At 43.8% G+C, this 24,083-nt stretch carries 15 protein-coding genes; 10 read left to right on the top strand and 5 right to left on the bottom strand.

Annotated features, from left to right (window positions below; genetic code table 11):
- Positions 1-28: 28 nt before the first annotated feature.
- The 4 genes from B5Z18_RS09685 to B5Z18_RS09670 form a co-directional block, all read right to left on the bottom strand.
- Positions 29-1,213, bottom strand: coding sequence for an epoxide hydrolase family protein (locus B5Z18_RS09685; RefSeq protein WP_235015891.1), 1,185 nt, complete (start codon positions 1,211-1,213; stop codon positions 29-31).
- Between the two features lie 212 nt (positions 1,214-1,425).
- On the bottom strand, positions 1,426-3,351 hold the full coding sequence (locus B5Z18_RS09680; protein WP_079469155.1) for a glycoside hydrolase family 97 protein: 1,926 nt from the start codon (positions 3,349-3,351) through the stop codon (positions 1,426-1,428).
- 227 nt (positions 3,352-3,578) lie between these two features.
- Positions 3,579-4,301, bottom strand: a complete 723-nt coding sequence (locus B5Z18_RS09675) for a LytR/AlgR family response regulator transcription factor (RefSeq protein ID WP_079469154.1) — start codon at positions 4,299-4,301, stop codon at positions 3,579-3,581.
- A gap of 3 nt (positions 4,302-4,304) precedes the next feature.
- Complete coding sequence (locus B5Z18_RS09670) at positions 4,305-5,333, bottom strand: sensor histidine kinase (protein ID WP_159454246.1); 1,029 nt, start codon at positions 5,331-5,333, stop codon at positions 4,305-4,307.
- A 183-nt stretch (positions 5,334-5,516) separates the two neighbouring features.
- On the opposite strand from B5Z18_RS09670, the gene B5Z18_RS09665 reads away from it, so the two are divergent.
- The 4 genes from B5Z18_RS09665 (at position 5,517) to B5Z18_RS09650 (ending at position 10,201) form a co-directional block, all read left to right on the top strand.
- Entirely contained in the window at positions 5,517-7,961 is a 2,445-nt protein-coding gene (locus B5Z18_RS09665; RefSeq protein ID WP_079469152.1) for a TonB-dependent receptor, read from the top strand.
- A gap of 183 nt (positions 7,962-8,144) precedes the next feature.
- A complete protein-coding gene (locus tag B5Z18_RS09660) occupies positions 8,145-8,936 on the top strand; it encodes an SDR family oxidoreductase (RefSeq protein WP_079469151.1) in 792 nt (263 codons plus the stop codon).
- 43 nt (positions 8,937-8,979) lie between these two features.
- Entirely contained in the window at positions 8,980-9,381 is a 402-nt protein-coding gene (locus B5Z18_RS09655) for a GlcG/HbpS family heme-binding protein (protein WP_079469150.1), read from the top strand.
- Positions 9,382-9,400: 19 nt separating this feature from the next.
- The gene (locus B5Z18_RS09650) at positions 9,401-10,201 is read left to right on the top strand and encodes a helix-turn-helix domain-containing protein (RefSeq protein ID WP_079469149.1); all 801 of its coding nucleotides are present in this window, start codon (positions 9,401-9,403) and stop codon (positions 10,199-10,201) included.
- 193 nt (positions 10,202-10,394) lie between these two features.
- On the opposite strand, the gene B5Z18_RS09645 is transcribed toward B5Z18_RS09650, so the two are convergent.
- Positions 10,395-13,679, bottom strand: coding sequence for a T9SS type A sorting domain-containing protein (locus B5Z18_RS09645; protein WP_079469148.1), 3,285 nt, complete (start codon positions 13,677-13,679; stop codon positions 10,395-10,397).
- Positions 13,680-14,527: 848 nt separating this feature from the next.
- Here B5Z18_RS09645 and B5Z18_RS09640 point away from each other — a divergent pair.
- From B5Z18_RS09640 to B5Z18_RS09615, 6 genes are all read left to right on the top strand, one after another.
- A complete protein-coding gene (locus tag B5Z18_RS09640; RefSeq protein ID WP_079469147.1) occupies positions 14,528-15,118 on the top strand; it encodes an RNA polymerase sigma factor in 591 nt (196 codons plus the stop codon).
- 77 nt (positions 15,119-15,195) lie between these two features.
- Positions 15,196-16,356 carry a FecR family protein gene (locus B5Z18_RS09635; RefSeq protein ID WP_079469146.1) on the top strand — a complete coding sequence of 387 codons (1,161 nt, stop codon included), beginning with the start codon at positions 15,196-15,198 and terminating at the stop codon, positions 16,354-16,356.
- A gap of 108 nt (positions 16,357-16,464) precedes the next feature.
- Positions 16,465-20,139: a SusC/RagA family TonB-linked outer membrane protein gene (locus tag B5Z18_RS09630; RefSeq protein WP_079469145.1), complete on the top strand. Its 3,675-nt coding sequence runs from the start codon at positions 16,465-16,467 to the stop codon at positions 20,137-20,139.
- Between the two features lie 12 nt (positions 20,140-20,151).
- A complete protein-coding gene (locus tag B5Z18_RS09625; RefSeq protein ID WP_079469144.1) occupies positions 20,152-21,735 on the top strand; it encodes a RagB/SusD family nutrient uptake outer membrane protein in 1,584 nt (527 codons plus the stop codon).
- Positions 21,736-21,745: 10 nt separating this feature from the next.
- Positions 21,746-22,669 carry a hypothetical protein gene (locus tag B5Z18_RS09620; RefSeq protein ID WP_079469143.1) on the top strand — a complete coding sequence of 308 codons (924 nt, stop codon included), beginning with the start codon at positions 21,746-21,748 and terminating at the stop codon, positions 22,667-22,669.
- A gap of 57 nt (positions 22,670-22,726) precedes the next feature.
- Complete coding sequence (locus tag B5Z18_RS09615; protein WP_079469142.1) at positions 22,727-24,073, top strand: TlpA family protein disulfide reductase; 1,347 nt, start codon at positions 22,727-22,729, stop codon at positions 24,071-24,073.
- Positions 24,074-24,083 lie beyond the last annotated feature (10 nt).

The following is a 24,083-nucleotide window of genomic DNA, read 5'->3' as shown; positions in this document are numbered from 1 at the left end:
TTTTGATACATCCTTTTTATATATTCACTTATTTTGCCTGGATACTTTTAAAAAACGTATCTACTTCTTTCACCCACAATTCCGGCGCTTCCAACGCTGCAAAGTGGCCGCCTTTTTCCATGATGGTGAACCGTTTTAGGTTTGTTTTTCTTTCCGCCCATTCCCGTGGTGTTGGGGCATCACCGGGGAATATTGCAACGCCGGTGGGGGTATTAACCTTTTGGCCTGAGGCCAGTTGCTGAAAAGAGCCTACGGCATAAGTGCGCATGGAGGAGTTAATCGTTTGGCTTACCCAATAGATCATAATGTTGGTGAGTAGTTCGTCTTTTGTGAAATGATCCTCGATAGTGCCACCCGGAGTACCCCAGGTATTGAACTTCTCAACGATCCAGGACGCCAGGCCTACAGGGGAATCATTCAGGCCATAGGCCTGCGTTTGCGGTTTGGTGGCGTGCAGCATGGCATATGCACCTTCCCGGTACCACCATTGCTGTATAACCTGTCCGAATTCCTGCTCAGCTTTGGACATGGTACTCCAGTCTTCCGAACCGTTGGGATATCCCACGTCCGTCAGGTGGATGGCTGTTACGTTTTCAGGATACAGATTGGCGATTGATTTGGCGATGCCGCTGCCTACGTCGCCTCCGGCCACCAGGAAAGTCTGATAGTTGAGTACATCTTTCATCAGCGTAGCAAAAATTTTTGCAGAACCGTCGTCTGTCATGGCTACATGACCGGAGAAACCGAAGCCGGGAATGGAAGGCACTATCAGGTCGTAGTCGTCTGTTAACAGGGGAATGACTTTGTAAAAGCGATAAAAACAGTCAGGCCATCCGTGTAAAAGCAGCAGTGGTCTGGCATTGGGATTTTTACTTTTGATGTGCAGGAAATGAATGGGGAGGCCATCTATTTCCACTGTGAACTGTGGAAATTGGTTAAGGGTGGCTTCCTGCCTGCGCCAGTCGTACCCGTTTTGCCAATAGGCTACGAGGCTTTTGAGAAATTCAGGGTCAGTACCGTATTGCCAGCCAATGTTTTCAGGCGCATCGGGCCAGCGGGTTTGGCGGAGACGGTTTTGGAGGTCGTCCAGTACAGTTTGTTGTACATCGATTTTGAAGGGCTTTACAATGAACATATTGTTATTTTTTTTGGTTTGCGCGTGGGAGGTTACTGTTATCGTTGCGATGACCAGTAAAATAATGAATTGTTTCATATCTGTGTGTTTGTTGAAACAAAATTATATACGGGTTGTGACAACAGTATGTCAGTTGCAAACCGGCAATTTCATTAATTTTTTTTGACTGCTTTTTAATGATTTTAGAAGATTTGACCCGGTTTGCTCCCTTAGCCCTGATAACATTGGTATCGGGCTTAAGGGAGACGTCAAATTCCCGGGATTTTAGGGGTTGAATATCTTATGGTTTATTATTCTGCTGCTATAACAAATCCTCCATTTGCATTTATGGAAACGGAGAGCATGCCGTTATCCGGGATAGTTGTTTTTTCCTGTTTCAACAGGTTTTTATCATCATCAGAGATCAGTATTGCTTTTTTCTTTTTAAGGAAGGATAAATTAAGAGGAAGGGTCTTTGCCGTGGGTTCTCCATTCATTCCGGCAATAAACCATTTCGTGCCTTTCCGTCTGGCAATCACAACCAGTTTACCGGGGTAACCGTCTATAAAGCGGGTTTCGTCCCAGGTATCAGGCAAGGTGCGCAGATAGTTTTTAGCAAAATCAGGTACATGCTCTATTCCTTCGGGAGACTCCGCCAGGTGTTGAATGCCGGATAGGAAAACAATGGTAGTGGCCAGCTCAAAAGCTGCGGTGGTTTTACGGACACTGGTTGATGGGATTTTGTACAGATTCATCGGAGTGAAGTCCATCGGATCAAATACATTCCGGGTAAAAGGCAGCATGGTGGCATGGTTTGCCTCCAGGTCCGCATCCTCCTGGCTGAATGTAATGTACTCAAAACCCCTTACTGCTTCGGCAGTCAGCAAATTCGGATACGTGCGTGCCCATCCTCTTGGCAGTGTTGCTCCATGAAAGTTTACCATCAGGTTATAGCGGGCTGCATCCTGCAGAATATCGTGGTAATACTTTATCATTGACTGGCCATCGCCTCCAAAAAAATCGATCTTAACTCCTTTGATTCCCATGGACTGTATAGTGGAAAATTCCTTTTCCCTTGCTTCTTTGGTAAGGAGTATATTGCGGGGAGTATATTTTACCGTGTTCCAGTCGCCGGCAGAATTGTACCAAAGTATCAACCCAACATTTTTTTGCCTGGCATAATCCGCCAACTCCTTTATCTTTTCATAACCGATTTTCTGGTCCCAGTTTACGTCTATCAGGCAATACTGCCAATGCATATAGGAAGCAAAATCAATATATTTCTTCTGCTCATCGTAAACGATAAAATCATCTTTACTATTAATCCAGCTCCAGCTTGATTTTCCGGGCTTTATAAACGAAGTATTTGTAATAACGGAGGGAGTGGCAACGTCAGTACCCAATGTTGATTCCACGATGGTTTTTAATGAGCCAATGGTAACAATGCGCCAGGGAGAAAAGCCATTCATTTGCTGCTGCGGCAATAAACCATCGTGATACATCACTTCCCGGGGATCGGGGAATTTTACCTGGTAGAGAGGGCTTCCTGCTTCACAATTGAGACGGGTAGCGCACCAGTCGGCTCCTACTGCGGCTTCCGTGATCAGCAGCCAGGTATTGTCCACCTTAAATAGTGCAGGATATACAAAGCCGGCGCCGAGTTTTGATGTTGTACCTACGGGAACATCCTGGTAATAGTGTTCTTCATAAGATGGGTTTGCCTTTTCCCAGCCGGATTGAGCAACGGCTATTGGTTGTATGAAGGCTTTGGCAGAGGAAGGAAATTTAAAAGAAGTGCTTTCGGAGCGGACAATCTTAATTTCCGGACCGTCTGAAAACTGGTACCTGAACGCAAGGCCATCATTTGAGACCTGGAATATAATGGTAAACTTCTTACCATCTTTATTCTGAAAGGTGAAACTGGTTTTTCTTGCCTCATATTGAATGGATGATTTTTTACCACTCAACATGTTGTAATGATCGTGTACTGTACTGGTAGCCGATACAGTAGTTAATTGTAAGCCATTGGAGAAATTGATTCCGTCAAGTTCAATTCCCAACGGAGAGGGCTCCAATACCGTTGTCTTATTATATGTGACGGAGTACCGGGGAACACCGGTGTTGTCTACAAACACGGTCACTGCAATCTTTCCATCGGGACTGGATATTTGATTCGTTGCGAATATCTGCAGGCAAAGCAATATTGGCAATGCCATCAGTATTATGGTTTTTTTCATCAATTGATTAATTTAATATTAATATCTAAAGAAGCAGGATGTTAGTAACAGGTAACGGTTCTTTCATGACGAAGAATCATTTGTATGGAACAATGCATCAAAATTATGCAGTTCCATTGAAAAGAAGGAGTGCAGATGTTTAGAATTAGGGTATGAAATGTTACAATTGTGCGACGAGTGCCAAATAATGGGGCGATACCCGGTTTTATAAAGAATATGGTTTGTTCTTAATTTTTACTCATAAAATGCTCCTGCAATTCCCGCTTGTAGGTTTTACCAACCGGCAATATCAAGCCATTTTCAAGATGCACCTGTGTTCCTTCCAACTGTTGTATTCTTGCCAGCGCAACGATATACGACCGGTGTATCCGTTTAAAGTACCGCTTATCTAACTGTTGTTCTATTTCGATGGTAGTTGATGCACTCAGGTACATTTTCTCATCTGTAAATACCTTGACATAGTTACCATAGCTTTGTATATGTGAAATAGAGCCGGTTATTATCCTGATTATCCCGCCATCAACTTTCAGCATTAAGGAGTTGTTTGCCATCTGTCCTATTGTTGACGCAGTATTGCTGGCAACCGGCGGCTTATAACGGGCAAACACTTTATCTATTGCGGCCATAAATTTGGCAAACTCAAAAGGTTTAACAAGATAGTCTACCACCTGATATTTGTATCCTTCCAGTGCATACTGGGTGTAAGCAGTGGTTAACACAATTAATGGCGGATTGGACATTGCCTCCAGCATTTCCATCCCTGATAAACCTGGCATGTTTATATCCAGGAAAAGCACGTCGACGGGATTTTTAAAGATGAAATCCATAGCGTCAACGGCGTTATAAAAATTCCCCGTTAATGCGAGGCTGCTTGTTCCTTTTATATAATGACCAAGAACCAGGTGCGCTCCTTCTTCGTCATCGACGATAATACAACGTAGTGATTCCATAAACTACCGGTGATTTAATAGTATTTTTAAAACGACCCTGAATTCGCTTTCATGCTGAAAAGTATCGAGTTGATAATTTCCTGCGTATAGCAACTCCAGTCGCTCCCGGATGGTTGCCAGCCCAATTCCTGTAGAATCTCTTTTCAGTGCTTCATCTCCTAAAGAATTTACAATATCAACGATTAATGTCCGTTGTTCCAGTTGTATGTTAATATGTACATACCATTTCCGGGTGATGGTAATACTGTGTTTAAATGCGTTCTCAATTAACGTGATGAGGATTAATGGCGCAATGGAAAGCTTATCCGGTTCCAGATCTCCTTGTTGTACAGCATAAGAAATTTCACAACGTTTTCCAATCCGTTCCTTTTCTATGGCTATATAATTTTCGATGAAAGCTATTTCTGCCTGCAGCGCAACGAGGGGCCTGCGCCCATCTTCAAGCTGATACCGTATCAGGTTGGATAGTTTCAGAATTAAATCAGGCACCCGTTCAGGCTCTGCCAAACTCACACCATAAAGATTATTGAACATATTGAAAAGAAAATGCGGGTTCAGCTGAGCATGCAGCAGCCTTATATTCATTTCAGCGAGCAGCAGCTTGTCTTCGGTTCTCTTTCGGATTTGCGACGCATGTTGCCTGATTAAAAACAGGAACATGATGGTACTTATGCTGGCGATACTGATAACAAAATGATAGAGTAAAACAGACATGACACTCTCTTGCTGTAAAATACCCGGTTCAATCCAGAAACAATCTACCGGAAAAAGTACCAGTGTTCCTATGAGCAAGGCACCGAATGTTACGATGGCATATGTTCCATATTTCCTGTTCCAGAATAATGGCAGGATGAAATGCCAGTGGAACTTTGCCTGTGCATATAGAATTACAAAGAAAACCAACCCCTTTATAATGGCATTGAATGAATCCAACCGGAACCACTGATTCACCATAGTCAAAATGAACATGGCTGCAAAAATTCCGATTTCCTGCAGGTAACGCTTATTAAACCAATTTATCGTATATGCCATCTTCTGTGTTTTTCCGGGATACCCAAAGGTCATTCTTTCACGTAAACAGGAAAAATTCAAATGACGAACGTCGTTCGTCATTTGAATGGCGGTTTTGCTCATTCTCTTTTCCCGCTGAAAAATTAAACTTTTTCCTTTGCCTGTGGTAAGATAAAACTTCATTATTTAAAACTAACAATTCCGATGGCTGGAAAATTTCTTGCTTTATTATTGCTGACACTCGCTTCAGTGGCAGTTAAAGCCCAATCTATACTCTCCGGCGGAAAAGCCATCTTTCAAATCAAAGGTATTGTGATGGACACCGCAGAGAACAAGCCCCTGGACCTGGCCACAATCATCCTGCGATACAAAGATAGTGCTGTAGCTAAAACTGCTGTAACCGGCAATGGTGGCCGGTTTATTTTGACGGCGCCCGTACGCGGGACTTATGTCCTGAGTATTTCACATACCGGTTATGAATCATATTCAGGAATTGTAGAGATAAATGTGCCGGACCTTGACCTCGGTAAATTTATCCTGATGAGGCAAAGCAAACAATTAAATGAGATAGTGGTGCAGAGCCGTAAAGCTTTGCTTCAGAACAAGGGAGATAAGCTGGTGTACAATGCTTCCGCCGATATCGGAAATAAGAGCGGGTCGGCAGCGGATGTTTTGCGCAAGGCGCCGATGGTAACTGTTGGCTCAGATGGCGTTGTAAAACTTCGGGGAGATGCCAATGTCAAAGTTTTGCTCAATGGCATTCCATCCGGGATTCTCGCTAAAAATCTTAAAGAAGCCCTGAAAGTAATCCCGGCCAGTTCCATACAGTCTATTGAGGTGATCACCGCGCCTTCTGCCAGGTATGAAGCAGAGGGTGCAGCCGGCGTCATTAATATCGTTACGCGGAAAAAAGTACAGCACACATCCGGCAGCCTTAACCTGGGTGCCGGCAACCTGGAACAGTCTGCGAACCTCGGTTTGAACATCTCCCGGAATAAATTTGATGTTAGTCTCATGGCGGGTGGCAATGTTGAAAAGGAACGGAGAAAAACTGACTTAAGCAGGGGGTTACTATACAACGGACTAAATACCGGCAACCTTGTTCAGCGTTCCGACGCGACACAGAAAACCAAAGGGGCAAGTATAGAACTGGGAGCGGAGTACCGTCCTGATTCATCACAAAAGATAGGCGCTACACTTTCTTACTGGCGTGAACAATGGCCCGTGAAGAGCAGCTTATATAATTATTATAAGGATGCCAAAGGCATTACCGAGTATAATCAAAACGCTGATCAGCAAGGAAGTTATCACTACTATGATCTTGCACTCAATTATCAGAAGCGTTTTAAACGTAAAAAACAGGAGTTGCAGTTATTGGGAAATCTGAGCCGTTCCACAGATCGCTCTGACTACAGCACAGATCAGTTCAGTCCTGATGGCAGGCATTTCTTTCGTGAGCTGAGTCCTAATAAAGGACGCAGCAGGGATTATAGCTTCCAGTTGGACTATACCCATCCACTCAGCAAAAGCGGCAAGAATTTCCTGGAAACCGGTATGCGTTGGAGTAAAAATAATGCTGCCAGTAACTATACGGTGTTCAATAACCGTAATAACCCCGGTAGCAGTGATCTGCAGCAGGACCTGGAGCGTAGTGATTCGATGACTTATTTCCAGGATATTATGGCGGCTTACCTAAGCACGGCATTTGAAACCCAAAGCGGGTGGCGCTTCCGGCTGGGCGCCCGTTATGAATATACCCGGCTTGGTGCCCGCTTCAGAGGAACAACCCCTTCTTTTGAAACTGGTTTTAGTAACCTGGTGCCCAACATCCTGGTTGCGAAGAAAGTAAGTGAGGAACAGGAATTTAAATTCAATTATACAGAACGCATTCGCCGGCCTTTTATCTGGGACCTTAATCCCTATGTAGATGCAAGTGATCCCCGTAACCTCATGCAGGGGAATCCCCGTTTGCGTCCGGAAATTACGCGTATGCTGGAAGTTTCTCACGCTTACAATATGCCATCTGGTTTTACCCTGATCAGCAGTGTCTACTTCAGTTTTAACTCAAATTCAATAGAGTCTCTTGCAACAGTTGACAGCAACGGTATATCAAGGACCATTCCCCGGAATATTGCCTCCAACAGGCGTTTGGGCGCAAATGTCAATGCCTACACTGTAGTGAACGACAACTGGACCATCAACGGTGGCCTGGAATTTTACCAGGTATGGTTTAAAAGCCAGGCTTTACAGGTTGGTAATAACGGCTTCTTTCACTCTTTTAATATCAACACTTCTTATACCGCTCCCGGTGGTTACATATTCGAACTATCCGGTGATTATAGTAATGGTTTTATCACGCTGCAAGGCAAAAACACTGCTGACTATACCTACCGCCTGGCCATTCAAAAGGAGATCTTGCAAAAGAAGGGAAGTATTACCCTTTCATTCAACAACCCTTTTCAGCATTACGTAAAACAGCGAAGTATGGCTACCGCCCCTTCTTTTCAAAGTGAGGCCACTACGCGGTATTATAACCGCTCCCTGTCGGTAGCCTTTAACTGGCAATTCGGAAGGGTTCATAAAAGTGATGAAGAGAAGACGCCAATTGAGCAGGCAGAGTATCCTGGTCGCCGGAGAAGGAACAGGTAGTGGTTAATCAGAATGGAGGCGGATCCGTTTTTCCGTGCATGAAATCTCAGGGTATATATTCGGGCTAATTTAAATCCGAAATTAATCAGCTGGTCTTTCTAGCAACAAATATTTGAACCTTTCAGCAATAAATAGCAATTGTAATTGGTAGAACTTTGCTCTGTACTTCTAAATGAATATAAAATGAGCAAAACAATTTTGATTACAGGTGCGGCAAGCGGTTTTGGAAAAATCGCAGCATTTGATTTGGCGAAAAAAGGACACAAAGTCATTGCAACAGCAGAAGTTTATCCTCAAATGAGTGATTTGATCCGCGAAGCAAAAGAAGCGGGTATCGAATTAATCGCGGATAAATTAGATGTAACCAATTCCCGTGATATTGAATACATCGTAAACAAATACAACATTGATATCCTTATCAGCAATGCCGGTATCATGGAAGGTGGACCCATCGCGGAGCAGCCTTTGGATTTAATCCGCTATATGTTTGATGTGAATGTTTTCGGTGGATTGCAGTTAGCACAAGGATTTATAAGAAAATGGATAGATCAGAAAAAAGCTGCTAAAATCGTTTTCACTACGTCCATGGGTGGTCTTTGGACGGTTCCCTATGTTGCGGCGTATTGTTCTTCCAAACACGCCATGGAAGCCATTGCAGAAGGTTTGAGAACTGAATTGAAAGAATTTAATATCAAAATCGCTACCTGCAACCCGGGCGTCTTTGGTACAGGATTTAACGACCGTGGTGTGGATTCCATTTTCCGTTGGTACAATCCGGAGAAAAACTTTACACCGCCAGCAGCGTTTGACGGCGCGGCAGCATCACTGAAAGACCAGTTAGACCCCCAATCCATGGCAGAAACGATTGTGAATGTGGCATTGGACGATAACTCTTATTTCAGAAATGTACATCCAAAAGAAACGGAAGATTATGTGAAACAATTGCAAACGGAAGCCTGGACCGCAAAAAGCTAAATGAAACTTGAAGCACTCTACTAAAAATTACAATTCAAACAAGATGAGTATAACTTATAGCGAGGCAATACAAGTGTTGAATGCTTCGATTGAGAAAGCCAAAGAATTGAATATTCCTGTGAGTATCGCGGTGGTAGATACAGGTGGTCATTTGGCGTCTTTTGCACGATTGGACAGTGTTTATGGTGTAATTGATTTCGCCGTAAAAAAAGCAAAAACAGCTGTGATGTTTGGTGTTGACAGTGATATTATGGGCGCTATAATTGCAGGCGCAGAACTTCACAGCTATGGAATGATTAATTCAAACGACGGACTTTTGACTATTGCCGGCGGTATTGTGATAAAAGATAGAAACGGAAATATCATTGGCGCAGTCGGTTCTTCAGGAGGAACCCCCCAGCAGGATAAAGAAATTGCTGAAGCAGGCGCAAAAATGTTTGCTTAATTTTTTAGACATTTGCTTAATGGGAGAAAGTAGCGAAATCATATTTGATAAATTGGTGTATTCCTGTGCATTTGAAAAACACAGAGGGGATGAAGAGTTTATACCGGAACATTTTTTGGGATTCCAGTTGTCGGGAGAAACCCACGCTTTTTATGCGGGCGGCAATACGATTATTTCCGAAAATAAAATTGTCCTGGTTAGGAGAAACCAGCTCATCCGTACTGTGAAGTATCCCGGAAAGTCAGGCAAATATCAATTCCTTTCGATTTCATTGGATAGTGAAACCCTTCGCCAGTATGCATTGGAGTTCAAAATAACAGTGGGAAGCAGTAATAACAAACAAAAACTGTTTTTTGAACCTGATGAGTTTCTAAATGCTTATTTTCTTTCACTCAGTCCGTATATCAACAAAACGAAGGAAGCTACACCCAAGCTGGCAAACTTAAAAATCAGGGAAGCCATTGAGCTGATCCTTCAAAGCAACCCTGATTTGAAAAACATTTTATTTGATTTTTCCGACCCTTATAAAATAGATTTGGAAGAATTTATGAGCCAAAATTATATGTTCAACGTTTCGGTGGAAGCCTTTGCAAAATTGACAGGAAGAAGCATTTCAGGCTTTAAACGTGACTTTGCAAAAGTATTCAACACCACACCTAAGCAATGGTTGAAAGAAAAACGACTGGACGAAGCGATGTATCGCATCAAACAAAAAAGGGAAAAGCCTGCGGATTTTTATCTCGACTTAGGATTTGAAAACTTGTCTCATTTTTATTTTACGTTCAAACAAAAATTTGGACTCACTACCACCGAAGTATAATGGATTTTAGCCTTAATGAGGTAACATAAAAACGGGAGAAATTTAACCGGACCCCGGCTAATACCCGACTTAAAATATAAAACCCGCGACCAGCGCGGGTTTATTCGTGTTTCTGCGGACCGGATGGCCCCCAGTTATGAAAGAAACCGGGAATGCTTCGCTGGAGCATTCCCGGTCATTGGCGAAAAAATTGTCAATTAATGACGAGTTTCTTAGTGGAACTAAATCTTTTCGATTCTATCGTGATAATGTAGAACCCTGGATTGAGCCGTGAATCAATCTCTATCTTTTTATTCCCGTGAGTTTTCTTTTCATAGAGCATTCTGCCCTGGTTATCATAAATTCTTACGAACGCATTTTCCGGAATTTCCGGAAGAAGAATCGTAAACCTTCCTGTACTGGAGGGATTCGGATACAGGCTAACAGCATCGTCATTAATATTTACGTTCGATGATAATTTGGCTGCCAAAGTACCGCCTGTTCCCGGAATGAAGGGGGAAAGGTAGTTTCCGGCGATTACCTGTTGTGAGATACCAGGACCCTGCCAGGCTACAGATATATTATCTCCACCACTACTTTCTTTATGAAGGACCTCAATGTAGTATTTCTGACCGGCAACCAGGTTAATGGAAGTGGATTGCTGTGTGTTGTATTTATTCCATTCTCTGGAATTCGTCCACCCATTCACATAAGCTATCCTTGAGCTATTGGCTGCGTTGTCGCCGGAGCTCAGGTATAAATCGGCGTTGTCATCTCCCGCTACCCAGAAGGTATAGCTGCCGCTTGCAGGAGGATGGATATATCCACGGATCCTGGTTCCATAGTTATCCGACGAGTTTGTGGGGCCTTCCAGGCTGGTGATCTGATCTCTGCCTGTAGGGTTGTTTGGATAATTGGTAGTAGAGGTCAGGCTATTGACAGCAGTTCCGCTAATTCCGGTCCAGGATTCCCTCAGTATGGAGCCGGTCAGGGTAATGCTGAAGGTTTGGGTGCTCTGGCATCCTCCGCTATTGGTATAGGTGGCTACATAGTTCCCTGCCTGGTTAGCCTGGATATTTGAAATGAATACTTCACGGGTAGCAGCACTAAAATTATTTGGCCCGCTCCAACTCCATGATCCTCCCTGCGTAGGCTGAGGACCCAACTGAATGGTGCCGCCTGCAGTTAAAGAGGCACTGGCTGTTTGCTGCCAGGTTCCGCCATTAATCTGTAAGTACGGGGTAATGGCAGTAGGTGTACAGGCGGATGGATCTCCATAAACGATACCTCTGCCTGCTGTACTCATATATACTCTTCCGAAGATGTTCATATCTCCCTGTACGAATTGCCCGTTACCGGGACCTCCGTATTCATGCGTATCATCATTTACACGAACCCATGAAGCACCCTGGTCTGTGGAGCGATAAACGCCTCTGACATTATTGACGGTACCCCAAATGTAAATCGCAGGATAATTTGCCCCGGGTGCAGCCACCCCAAAACCAACGGCTCCGCAATTACTGACACCGCTTATGGTGGAAAATGATTGCCCTGAATTAGTTGAACGTGCCAGTCCTCCATTGTTCAAAGCTATCCAGACATGACCTTCCCTTCCAGGCGCCAGGCGAATGACTTTGGAGCCACCGCCCGCAACTGAACCAGCCTGGGAAAAAGAAGATCCACCGTTGGTACTCACCATTACCGCTCCATTTCCGGGATTATAGGCATAAAATTTATCGGAATTGACCGGATCGCCAACCGGCCGTGCTTCATTAAAACTCAAACCACTTACCGCAGACCAGGAGGATCCATTATTAGTTGACCGGTATGTAGCAGAAGATTCCTTCGGGGAGTGCAGCACAGTATTACCATTAGCTGATAATGCCACCTGTCCGTGAGAGCCATTCATACTATTTTGCGTCCAGGTTAACCCCATATCGTTGGAATAATACATAGCGTTTCCTACCCGGACGATTTTGTTTGTATTTTGAGCTGCTACTGCCAATCCGCTTGTGGTCCCCATTTGCGGATTATGAATTGGTGCATATTGGCTAACATTGGTGGTGTGTCTGAACCCATCATAGTCGCCAATAACAGACATTACAGGACCATTGGGGATACTCTCCAGGCCAAGCGGTACCGTTTCTTCCAGCCCTCTTACTGCAAACCGCCAGGTGCCGCTGGAGCTGATATTATCATTTCTAAAAACACCATTACCTGAAGTGACCCAAACCTTTTCAGTATTGAAGGGGTCGAATTCTATTGAGCCTGCCCAATGGATGGCATGACCGCTAACCCAGGTGATACCATCCGGGTCCATGGTAAAGCCCCTGTCTACCACATCCACCCAGTTTGAACCACCGTTTGTACTCAGTAACATCCTGTCGCCCCAGGCGCCATTTTGGTTCATATAGGTGTTGATGGTACTAGCCACAATCCTGTTGGGATTATTGGGATCAACGCTGATGCCTCCGAATGCCTTGTTGAAACCGGAAGGTGTAATGTTTGTCCATGCGCCTGTGGAAATGCTGTACTTCCAGATCTGTCCGTTATCCATAGGTTCCGGTAGCGACCAATGCCCGCTTGGCCCCGCACCATTGGCATAAGTGAGATACAGGTTTCCGTTACTTGCTAAAACAGCCCGGTGTGGCATATAAGTGGTGGTAGCGCCGGAAATAGCAGAAAAAGATTGTCCGCCATTATCACTTCTGTACAGGTTGGTACTCCCGCTGCGTGAAACTCCGACAATGATCCTTTGGGTAGCTCCTCCTGAAACACTGCTTCCGTCTAAAACCACAAAGCTTATCCCGTTTTCATTAGGGGTTGTGGTTACATCCAGTGAGTTCAGCCTGCTCCATGTAGCACCAGCGTCGGTACTTCTGAATAATCCATTCCAACGGGTACCACAATATAGAATATTGCTGTTGTTAGGGTCTACTACAAGCTTTTCTCCGGTTTGCCGGCCCATACCATTGCCATGTGCCTTGAATTGTGTAGTAACGTTTGTAACGGCAAAGGTATTGCCGTAATCGGTAGACCGGAGTATGGCTGTTTTCCCGCCGTTGAAATAAGAGATACCTACCAGCATATAGACCCTGCCGGGCGATTGGGGATCTATCGCTAAAGACTCGACACCAAGATACCCGACTTCATCGTCCGACACCCAATCTAACAACGGCACCCAACTTGAAGTGGATGCATTCCAGCGGTAGGCTCCTCCCACATCTGTCCTGGCATAAACCAGGTTTTGCTCAGTTTTACTCGGAATTATAGCGGAAACAAATCCGCCACCACCAATAGCTACATTCTTCCAGGTATAGCTGGCTGTGGATTGGGCCTTCAGTTCATAGGCATGAAACATAATAACAACGGGAAGTAAATGGAGGATGGCAAGTGATTTTTGCCTGACCTTCGAAAATGTTCCGATGGATTTAAAAAATCCGAAATCCAAAAGAAGCATAATCGTTTGTTTAAAAGGTGTCTGTGATTTTGTTTTCATAAAGGTTAATGGTTTAAGTAAATTAAGCCCGGAGAAGGCAAAATTGAAAAGATAGTGTTACCCTTTGCCTGCCGCTTTTTATCCTCGTCTAAAGTGCCATTTACCAACCCTGGATTGAGTAAAAGTATCATCGCCAGTGATGAAAAGTAATAAAGTACCGATAACAGCAATAGTCGAAAGCGGGTGGTTTGGTTGACTCATATTTACAGATTAATTGAGTGCATAATGGCTACAGAAACACAGCATCCCATCGGTTTAGAGTGAGGCTGCAATTTGGAATGGAAAAGAGAAATTGACTTTGTGCGGAGAAAAATTGGTAAAACGATTAGCGCTAACCTTTGTTTGGGTGTATGACGATGGTGCTGACAACATGTCAATACACAAGGGCGTGCCCTGAAGGATTAGTCGCAACAGACATATTTTCATAACTGGAATCTTTCTCTTAATCGAATACTATAAAACTACAGAGATTATCTTTGGGGCAGGGTACTCAAATGTCGCAAATTAGGGGTGGAAATGATACAGATGCGGATTACATGCTGATAGTCATACTCTGGGCAGCAACAATCATTTCTCTGACTGTCATACCCATATTCATGTACCATCCAACAATCTTTCCGCTGGCGAGTCCATGATCGTAATCAGATAAAGCCAGTCGCTTTTTATGATTACGGATACTTAAGTGTCAAAGTGACATGTGTTTCGCCTGTTACATGTGAGGCCGATGGGATGCCGGACATCGTAGGGCATTTCCCTGATAGTTATGACATCATTTTATATATTTTTCAGAAATATTGGCTATTCTTTTTTTCTTTTTATAATTTCAGCAGAAATTAATAATAAGGGAAGTGGATATCATACAAACCACCGATGAGAAGGAGCTGTTACGCAGGTTGCAGGAAGGGAATGAGTTTGCTTTTAAAGCCCTTTATGAAATCTATGCCCCCCGCCTGACTATGAAGTTACTTCAATTGCTGCGGTCTGAAGAATTAGCAGAGGATATTCTCCAGGATCTGTTTATTAAGATCTGGGAGGTCCGTCATAGTATCAATCCGGAACTTAGTTTTGGTGCTTTGGTATTTAAAATGGCAGCCAATCTTTCAAAAAACGTATATAGAAGAAGTGTATATGATCAGTTAATGCGCAAGCAAATTAATGCGGATGGTAGTCATAATCCCATAGAAGAATCCCTTAATCAATCTGAAGCCAAAGAGTTACTGTATGCTGCGTTAAATAAACTTACACCAAGGCAGCGGGAGGTATATACCATGCATAAGATAGATGGCCTCAGCTATCAAGAAATAAGCAGCCGGTTAAATATTAGTGCCTCTGCTATCAATCATCACATACAAGAGGCTAATAAGCAGCTAAGAAATATATTAAGATCCAACTACATTTATTTGTTCGCGGTACTGGTTCCGGTTTTTTTTGAAAAATAATTTTTTCCAGGGGTGCTATTTTTTATTTCCCGTGTGTATTTATCTGTAATCATGCATTAACAGGGCTGTTTGCTAAGATGGAAAACATTAATATAGAAGAACTTTTCAAAAAATATATTGAAGAAACAATTACCGATGAGGAATTATCCCACCTGTATGATTTTTTCCAGCGTAAAGAAAATCAGGCAGAACAGGATGCCCTGCTCATATCCCATTTTTTAGGGGAGAACAGCATGTCATCATTACCGGATACAAGAGCCAGGATAGTTAAAGATCAGGCGTGGAATGGTATCCGGGAACAACTAGGTATAACACATGCGCCAAAATATAAGCAAATATCATGGTGGAAGGGGGTAGCCGCCGCCGCAGGCTTACTACTCGTATTGTCGTCCGGATTTTATTTCTATAAAGAGTTTGCAAATAACCGATATGCCACCTCGCAGTTGGCCAGCCGTGATATTCCACCTGGTACAAATCGTGCAACCCTTATCGCATCAGATGGAACGGTATATCCATTGAATGGTGAGAAGCAGGAAATTGTGGTAGACAGGGAAAGTATTCATTACAAAGATGGTGATACCCTGTCTGTAAAAGAATCTATCCAACGGGTCACCTTAAGTACGCCAAGGGGGGGACAATACCGTGTTACCTTAAGTGATGGCACACGGGTTTGGCTGAATGCAGCGTCTTCGCTTTCATATCCAACGGTATTTAATGGAAAAGACCGGCGGGTAATCCTGAATGGGGAGGCATATTTCGAAGTAGCGCATAATGCCTCCCAGCCATTTATCGTGCATACATCTAACCAGGATGTAACAGTATTGGGCACTGGTTTTAATATCAACTGTTATAAAGATGAGAACAATACAGTGACCACACTTGTAAGCGGCAGCGTAAAATTAGACGGCAGAGAAGGAGCAGCGTCGGTACAATTGCATCCGGGGGAGCAGGCTATACTGGATAAAGCAAATTTCGATGTAGCAGTTGTTGATGTATCATTGTACACTGCATGGAAAGATGGTGACTTCCGGTTTAAAGCTACGCCATTGGCTGAGGTGTTGCGCCAGGTAGCACGATGGTATGACCTGAAGGTGGATTACACCGGAGTTCCGGAAGATATTAAAGTTCATGCGTCTATCAGGAGAGATAAAAAATTGTCAACTGTGCTGCACGCACTTGAAAAAATAGGAGATATAAAATTCGAAGTAAAGGAAAGGAATATTAGCGTAGTGCATTAGTAAATTACCAAAATCATTTATTGGCTGTCATTTGGAGTTGCATGTTGATAACATGCCAGCTGGTGGGAATCTTATATTTATAATCAACCAAAAACCAACTATTCACTTATGGGCGCTTCCCTTTTTCGCAAAGGCAAAGGAAGGTATGTACTTTACCGTAAGCATTCGGCAAAGAACAAAGATGGTAGCACATTATCCTTTCCGCACAAATTTTTTTCTATCCTTTTTCCTGTTCTGTTCTTACAACTGTTCACGTCTGTATGGGCGCAAACAGTTACGTTGAATGTGAAGAATGCTCCCTTTGTGAAGGTGGCAGAAGAAATCAGTAAACAAACGAAGTATGATTTTTCTTACAATGACCGCATTCTGAAAAAGGCCAGGCCCGTTACACTGAAGCTGGTAAAAGAGCCGCTTACCGGCGCGTTGCAAAAACTTTTGTCAGAACAACCGTTGAGCTATGAAGTCAGAGACGGTTTGATCATCATTACGGAGAAAAATCAAACCGTTGCAGACCAGAATGCCGGTTTATTATCTGACGTTAACGGCCGTGTTACCAACGACGCCGGAGTACCACTGGAGGCAGCTACCATAAAAGTCAAAAATACCAACTTCGGTACCAGAACGAATAAAAACGGTGAATTTATTATTCCGGGCAAGTATGCCAATGATATCCTTCAGATACATCTGCTCGGATATGCAGATTTGGAGATAGGCGCCCAGAGAGCCCGGATAGTAACCCTTGCACTGACTACCGCAGACCTTAACGAGGTAAACGTAGTGGTTAATACAGGTTATCTGAAAATAGACAGACGTCATCTTACCAGTGCTGTCACTACTATCAGGATGGACGATATCAGAACCCCTGGAGTGAATACTATTGACAAATTGCTGGAGGGTAGGGTACCTGGAATGATATTCATGCAGAACTCCGGCCAGGTAGGCGCAGCTCCCAAACTAAGAATACGAGGAACATCCACCATTCTTGGCAACCGTGAACCTCTCTGGGTGCTCGATGGTATTGTACTGACAGATCCTGTGAATGTAGATCCGCAGCAGATCAATGACCTCGATTTTGTGAACCTGCTGGGTAATGCAATTGCAGGCTTGAATCCTGACGATATTGAGCAGATCGATGTGCTGAAGGATGCTTCTGCAACTGCGCTATACGGGGCAAAAGCCGGCAATGGTGTGATAGTGATCACTACCAAAAAAGGGAAGCCCGGAAAGCCTATGATATCTTACTCCTTGTCATCCGGGTATACACGACGCCCGAGATATGCTGATAGAGGCATGTATATGATGACTTCCAGGGAGCGCATGGACGTATCCAAAGAAATGGTGGAACGTGGCATGCATTATAACAATATAACACAATGGTCAGGATATGAAAGGGCCTTGCAGGATTACTACGAAGGGAAGATTCCCTATGATGAGTTCAAACGCTTAAGTGATTATTATGCGAATGTGAACACAGACTGGCTGGGACTCATTACACGAGACGCTTTTACCCAAAATCATACGCTAAACCTCTCAGGTGGATCAAATGATATCAAGTATTATTCCTCGATCGGTTATCTCAACGAAAATGGCGTGATCAATGGAGAAAATAACAAACGTTACTCCTCCATGCTGAATGTCACCGCTGACTATAAGAAGTTCATGGCCCAGATCGCATTCAACGGTAGCTACCAGGTGAGGAATTATACGCCATCGGATCTGGGTATCATGAACTATGCCTATAATACCAGCCGTACGATCCCGGCTTATAACCCGGATGGAAGTCTCTTTTATTACCCGCAAACCAATGGGTTGCTCAATTATAATTACAATATCCTGAACGAGCGTGATAACAGTAATGATCATACTGACCTCATTTCTGCCAACATCAAGGCCCTGTTAAAATGGCGGATAACAAAGGGATTAGATGTGGAAGGCACTTTCGCCTTTGGCATCAGCAACAACAACAGGGAATTGTACTATACCAAAGATTCCTATTATATATTTAAGCTGCGCGCTGATCAGACAACCAGGTGGGACCTGGCCCCGGTCGGAGGTGAACTGCAGAAGTATGAAACGCGGAATAAAAGTTATACCGGCCGTTTGCAGGTAAATTACATAACAACATTGGATAAATCCGGCAGACACTCTTTAACAGCTACTGGTGGTGTGGAAGTAAAATCTAATGGATACGATGGGTTCAATATTACCAGGAGAGGTTATTTCAGAGAGATGGGTGGGTACTTTGATATTGTACCTACCACCTACACAGGATATTATCAGCAATGGATGTCGACAAAACCTGCCTTGGGCTATTTTAACCGCCAGCTCACCAATGATTTTGCCTGGTTTGGTACAGCGGGTTATTCGTATGATAACCGCTATCTGCTGAATGTCCATATCAGGGGGGAACAATCCAACCTTTTTGGATCCAGGACCAACAATCGCTTTCTGCCTATCTGGGCGGTTTCAGGCCGGTGGAACATGAAGAACGATGTACTTAGTGATGTCGCCTGGATCAATGACCTTGCGCTCAAAGGATCCTGGGGCTGGCAGGGGAATATGTTGCCTGGCCAGTCTGCCAACATGGTGATCCGCCAGAACCTGAATACAAATCCCTACTATAATGAAACATCTTCCAATATTATAAACTACCCTAACCCGGATCTTAAATGGGAAAAGACGTCATCGTTTAATGCCGGCCTGGAATTTTCGATCTTAAAAGGAAAACTCAGCGGATCGCTTGCCTATTTCTATAAGAGAACCAAAGATGCATTTCTTGACAAAACAGTATCTGAGATCAATGGGGTAGAAAAGTATGTTATCAATAGCGGGACCCTTGAAAATAAAGGTATAGAGGTAGCATTGTCGATAAAGGCTATTGATAACGCCTCTTTAAGTAGTTCCCGCCGCGGATTTGTATGGCGTATAGATCCGCAATTGGGACAGGTATTGAACAAAGTTTTGAACAGGGCCATCAATAACAGGAACAATGTGCTGGTAGACAACATTACCTATGATGATTTCCTGAATGGTTCTGTACAATTGTCCGGGAAGCCGATCAATACTTTTTACTCCTATAAATTTAAAGGTCTGAGCCCTGTTGATGGTTCTCCCATTTTTTATGGTGCAGAACCAGGACTGGCAGATGAATACAACAAGAAATACTCCCAGATGAAAAGGGAGGATGTATATCTGTCCGTGATGAGTGAGTCCGGTCGCAGAGAGCCTTTTATACAAGGTGGTATCTCCAACTATTTCGGCTGGCGTAATTTTGGTCTGTCCTGCAATATTACCTATTCTCTTGGCAACAAGATCAGGATGCTGAAAATAGCGTCCGGATATGCTTCTGCTATTACTTATCCACAGCAAAACCTGCGGAAAGAATTTGTAGACAGATGGCGCCGGCCGGGTGACGAGAACTATACCAATATTCCCGGTTTACAGGCCACTAACGCTCTTAACATTCCCTGGTGGAATATTTATCCGGCAAGTGCTTATTCTTTTGCAGGCAGCGTATACGACATGTATGACAACTCGGATGTAAGGCTGGTAAGCGCTGATTATGTGAAACTTCAGTCTGCCTCGTTCAGGTACAACTTCAATGAAAAAATGATGCGGAAGTTAGGATTTGCTTCAGCCTATGTCAGCATTACCGGAACAAACCTGTTCACCATCACCAACAGGCTGTTAAAAGGTCAGGACCCGGAACAGTCAGGCGGCTCTCCCAATATCAACCTTTCGATAAGACCTACCTATACCGGTAGTATTAACGTTTCATTTTAAAATATAAGCACCATGAAAAATGTATTTGTTCTGCTTACGTGCTTACTGTTGTTGTCGTCATGCCGCAAATTCCTGGAGGAATATACTACAGATCAAAAGTATGCCTCCACCACGGCAGATCTCGAGAGTCTGATGATCGGCGAAGCTTTTATAAATAATATACAACTATCTATCTACAGCCAGTCCACCCTGTCGGATATATCATCAGAATTAAGTGTCTTTGCTCCATGGCTGCATGTAATGGATGACGACAGTGAAGCATTTGTGGCGGACGTCGTGGAAACAAGTCAGGCCACCCCACTTTACAAACTGTCCGGTTTTCATAACTGGGGCCAGGTGCCTGCGGTTGATATTCTGAACGCCACGTGGGAAGAAACTGCCTGGCGTAGATTGTACAAACGTATTGGAGCTTTGAATGCAATTCTTTTCCAGGCGGCTAAAATGGCCGACGGTTCAGCCCAAAATCTGCAGTTAAAGCATTTACGCGGCGAAGCTTATTTTCTCAGGGGATATTATTATTTTATGCTGCAAAATATTTATGGAGCTCCCTACCGGAAAAGTACTGCTACAACAGACCAGGGTGTACCTGTAAAAGTTTCTGAAAAGATAGACGACCAATATTTTACCCGTGATAATAATGAGAAGGTCTACAATCAGATCATAGCAGATCTTAATGAAGCGGCCACCTACCTGGAAGGGTATAATCCAGACAACAGGATAAGGGTGGGCATTGCAGCTGTTAAGGCTTTGCAAAGCCGGGTATACCTGTATACAGAGCAATATGATAAAGTTGTTGCAACTGTGAAGGATTTTGAAACAATGGGCTACAACCTTACTGACCTCAATCAGTATGTAGCGGGCAACAGCTTCACCTACCGGGGCGCTGGTGAGTCTATTTTCACCATGGGCTCATATGTTATTCCTGCCGTTTTTATGAACGATTCACTTTCTCAGTGGAGCGGCAATGATAACCGGGTTTCTGCCTTCAAAGCTTCTAATGATTTAGTGAGTATTTATGATACGGCGGATCTGAGACGTGTTGCTTTCTTCAGCAGGGCTGCTAAAAGTAAGTCCTGGTTACCGGCCAAATACCGCGCCTGGAGCACGTATAATGATCCTGACCAGGTATCCTGCATTTTTTCTTTCCGCTACGCAGAAGTAATATTGAATCGCGCAGAAGCATTGGCTATGACGGGGGCGGACGGCGAGGCACGGGCTGAATTACAGCTTCTGCGCATGAAACGCTTCAGGAATGCCGGTACAGACCAGCTCCCTTCATCCAATGAGGCGCTTGTTAATTTTATCCGTGCTGAACGGCGTCGTGAACTGTGTTTTGAGGGACATCGCTGGTTTGATCTCAGACGTTATGCGGTGAATTCAAAATATCCATTACCATCTTCCTTTGTTATCAAACATCCTGTCTACAGTTATGATGCGCCATCTAACACGCATACGCTGGTGGGTAATTATGTACTTAAATCCGTTGCGGAGGACGGGGCTGGCTGGCAGGTGCCGATTCCTAACTATGCCATAGAGTTCAATCGTGGCGCTCTTACTAATCCAATTCGTCCTGTTCGTCAGATTCAACCACTATAATCCAGTGCACATGAAAAATAAAATATCTCTGATCGCCTTTTCTTTATTGACTTTGGCGGCATCATGCAGAAAGGAGGAAGAAACAGTTTTTCCTGACTATGATAAAAACTGGCTTGTGGTGGCGGATGATCCAAATGATGCAACGATTCATGCCAATTACCTTTTCTACAAGGAAACCGGGATACCTATATACATCAATGATACCATTGGTTCCCAGCAGCGGCGGGATGTGTTTGGACATGATTATACTTATTATGAAGTTTTGTCGATGAGCTACTCATTGGGTGGCCTGCAATCCGGAGCGCCACCAATAGTGCAGTCATTTACTTATTGTTCAAAAGCAGATGCGCCTGCTGCATTGGATTTTCTGAGGACAGAGATCATACCGGCACTGCCGAAGGGAGTGCATATACCCAGTATCCTGCTTGTAGATACACTGAACAGCAATGCATTTGGTAAATATGCCTTTAAGGGATTCAATACAATTGTTATAGGCGCTGTGCCACAAATCCCTGGTATGAACGAAGCCACCAGGGCTGCTTATAAAGGAGCTATCCTGCGTGCTTTTCTTACCAATGCAGTACTCAGTGATAAATACAGCGCTACCCTGGAAAAATTTTACAATGCCTCCAGAAAATTTGTGACCTCGCGCGATGTATATGGTGTGTATCAATTCCAGCTTGCCAGCCTGGTAACAGGTCTGCCACCAGGGGTGGCGGCTACACCACAGGCCATTGGATTCCTGGGTACCGATCCAAGAAATACGTATTACACGCCGATTTCAACATGGATGGATGTGTGTATGTACCTGGAGGCCGCGCTGGGCAATTCAGAGGCGCAGTTTAAACAGCTTTATGGAAACCAGGATAATATCATGATTAAATACAGTTATATCAAACAGATACTTACTGATATGGGGGTGCCTCTTAAGTAGCCGGTAAGGAAGCAGATCCCGGCAAAAACATACTATAAATAATAATTAAAATCAAATATGAAAAAGACAGTTTTATCTATCCTGCTGCTGGGTATTTCAGCGGCGGCCTGGGCGCAGCATGCCGTGATCAAAGGTAAGTTTGTGAAAGAAAATACCATTACAATGGGTACCAGCCAGATGTACCTTTTCAAGGCAGCTGATGGTGGTATGGTACCTGTGTCTATGATCCCGGTAGCCAGGCAAGACCATTCCTTTCAGGCGCAGCTGGCAGACAGTGATCTGAATGTGATCCGCTATATCGGATTCGCTGATGAAGTATATCCGGTATATATGCGGAAAGGCGATTCACTGACGATCGATGCAGGCTTAGGGAAGATCACCTACTCCGGCAAAGTAAATGCGGAGAATAAGGTGTTTGCTGATTGGAATAAAATAGTAGCGCCACTTAGAAATTTTAACTATGCCAAAGATGGCTGGAAACGGGCAGCGGACGATTATGCCCCTACACTTGATTCCCTGGTAAAACCGGCAGAAGCATTTGTGAACAATATCAAAACAGGCAACACAAAATTTGACCACTATCTAAAAATGATGCTGCCATACAGTTTCAGATACGATGCCTTAGGTCCGTTTTTACAAGGGTTGGGATATGCCCGGCATGATCAATACCCGGCTTTTATTTCCAACATGTTTAAGACCGAGAATTATTCAGATCAGCAGATATGGACACTCCCTTTTGGTTATAGTTATATTCAGAATTCAGCATTTGTAAAACACTTCGTTTATAATTTAGAGAATGGATACCTGGAGAACGTCATTGTTCCTGAGATCACTAACCCAAAGATGAGAGCTGACTATGTGCTTACAGTATTAGCTCGCAGGGAATATCAGAAAATGGCTGCTTTTGTAAGTAAGAACAAACAATATATGGTCACAGATCAGCAGAAGAGCAGGATGAAAGTTTTTGAGAAAAGAGCCATTTTGAAGGAACCCGGCGGCGAGTCAATTGATTTTGCATATCCTGATAGAAATGGTAAAGTACATCATCTCAAAGATTTCCGGGGCAAGGTAGTATTGGTTGATGTTTGGGCTACCTGGTGTAAACCTTGTCTTGCAGAACAGCCGGCGCTGGAAGCACTCGAGAAATCATTCGAGGGGAAAGAGGTTGTTTTCCTCAGTATTTCAATAGACACCGAGAAGGATAAATGGACGAATATGGTAGAGACAAAGAACTTATCGGGCATCCATTTATACTCTAACAACCAGGGAAGTTTGATCCAGGATTACGAAATAACAGAAGTGCCACGGTTCATCCTGTTTGACAAAAACGGTAAAATGGTGAGTTATGATGCCATCAGGCCCTCTGATCCGAAATTAAAAGAGTTAATCGAGTCAAAAATTTAATACTTAACAG

It is taken from the genome of Chitinophaga ginsengisegetis (assembly GCF_900168065.1).
Classification (GTDB): domain Bacteria; phylum Bacteroidota; class Bacteroidia; order Chitinophagales; family Chitinophagaceae; genus Chitinophaga; species Chitinophaga ginsengisegetis.
The sequence above is the reverse complement of the archived record's forward strand: the minus strand, read 5'-3'. Positions and strand labels throughout refer to the sequence as shown.

Bases quoted from the DNA above. Each gene is read 5' to 3' on its own strand.
- B5Z18_RS09625 (WP_079469144.1), top strand. From the start codon at position 20,152: ATGAAAAATGTATTTGTTCTGCTTACGTGCTTACTGTTGTTGTCGTCA.
- B5Z18_RS09655 (WP_079469150.1), top strand. From the start codon at position 8,980: ATGAGTATAACTTATAGCGAGGCAATACAAGTGTTGAATGCTTCGATT.
- B5Z18_RS09660 (WP_079469151.1), top strand. From the start codon at position 8,145: ATGAGCAAAACAATTTTGATTACAGGTGCGGCAAGCGGTTTTGGAAAA.
- B5Z18_RS09665 (WP_079469152.1), top strand. From the start codon at position 5,517: ATGGCTGGAAAATTTCTTGCTTTATTATTGCTGACACTCGCTTCAGTG.
- B5Z18_RS09615 (WP_079469142.1), top strand. From the start codon at position 22,727: ATGAAAAAGACAGTTTTATCTATCCTGCTGCTGGGTATTTCAGCGGCG.
- B5Z18_RS09675 (WP_079469154.1), bottom strand. From the start codon at position 4,301: ATGGAATCACTACGTTGTATTATCGTCGATGACGAAGAAGGAGCGCAC.
- B5Z18_RS09680 (WP_079469155.1), bottom strand. From the start codon at position 3,351: ATGAAAAAAACCATAATACTGATGGCATTGCCAATATTGCTTTGCCTG.
- B5Z18_RS09650 (WP_079469149.1), top strand. From the start codon at position 9,401: ATGGGAGAAAGTAGCGAAATCATATTTGATAAATTGGTGTATTCCTGT.
- B5Z18_RS09620 (WP_079469143.1), top strand. From the start codon at position 21,746: ATGAAAAATAAAATATCTCTGATCGCCTTTTCTTTATTGACTTTGGCG.
- B5Z18_RS09635 (WP_079469146.1), top strand. From the start codon at position 15,196: ATGGAAAACATTAATATAGAAGAACTTTTCAAAAAATATATTGAAGAA.
- B5Z18_RS09645 (WP_079469148.1), bottom strand. From the start codon at position 13,679: ATGAAAACAAAATCACAGACACCTTTTAAACAAACGATTATGCTTCTT.
- B5Z18_RS09670 (WP_159454246.1), bottom strand. From the start codon at position 5,333: ATGGCATATACGATAAATTGGTTTAATAAGCGTTACCTGCAGGAAATC.
- B5Z18_RS09630 (WP_079469145.1), top strand. From the start codon at position 16,465: ATGGGCGCTTCCCTTTTTCGCAAAGGCAAAGGAAGGTATGTACTTTAC.
- B5Z18_RS09685 (WP_235015891.1), bottom strand. From the start codon at position 1,213: ATGAAACAATTCATTATTTTACTGGTCATCGCAACGATAACAGTAACC.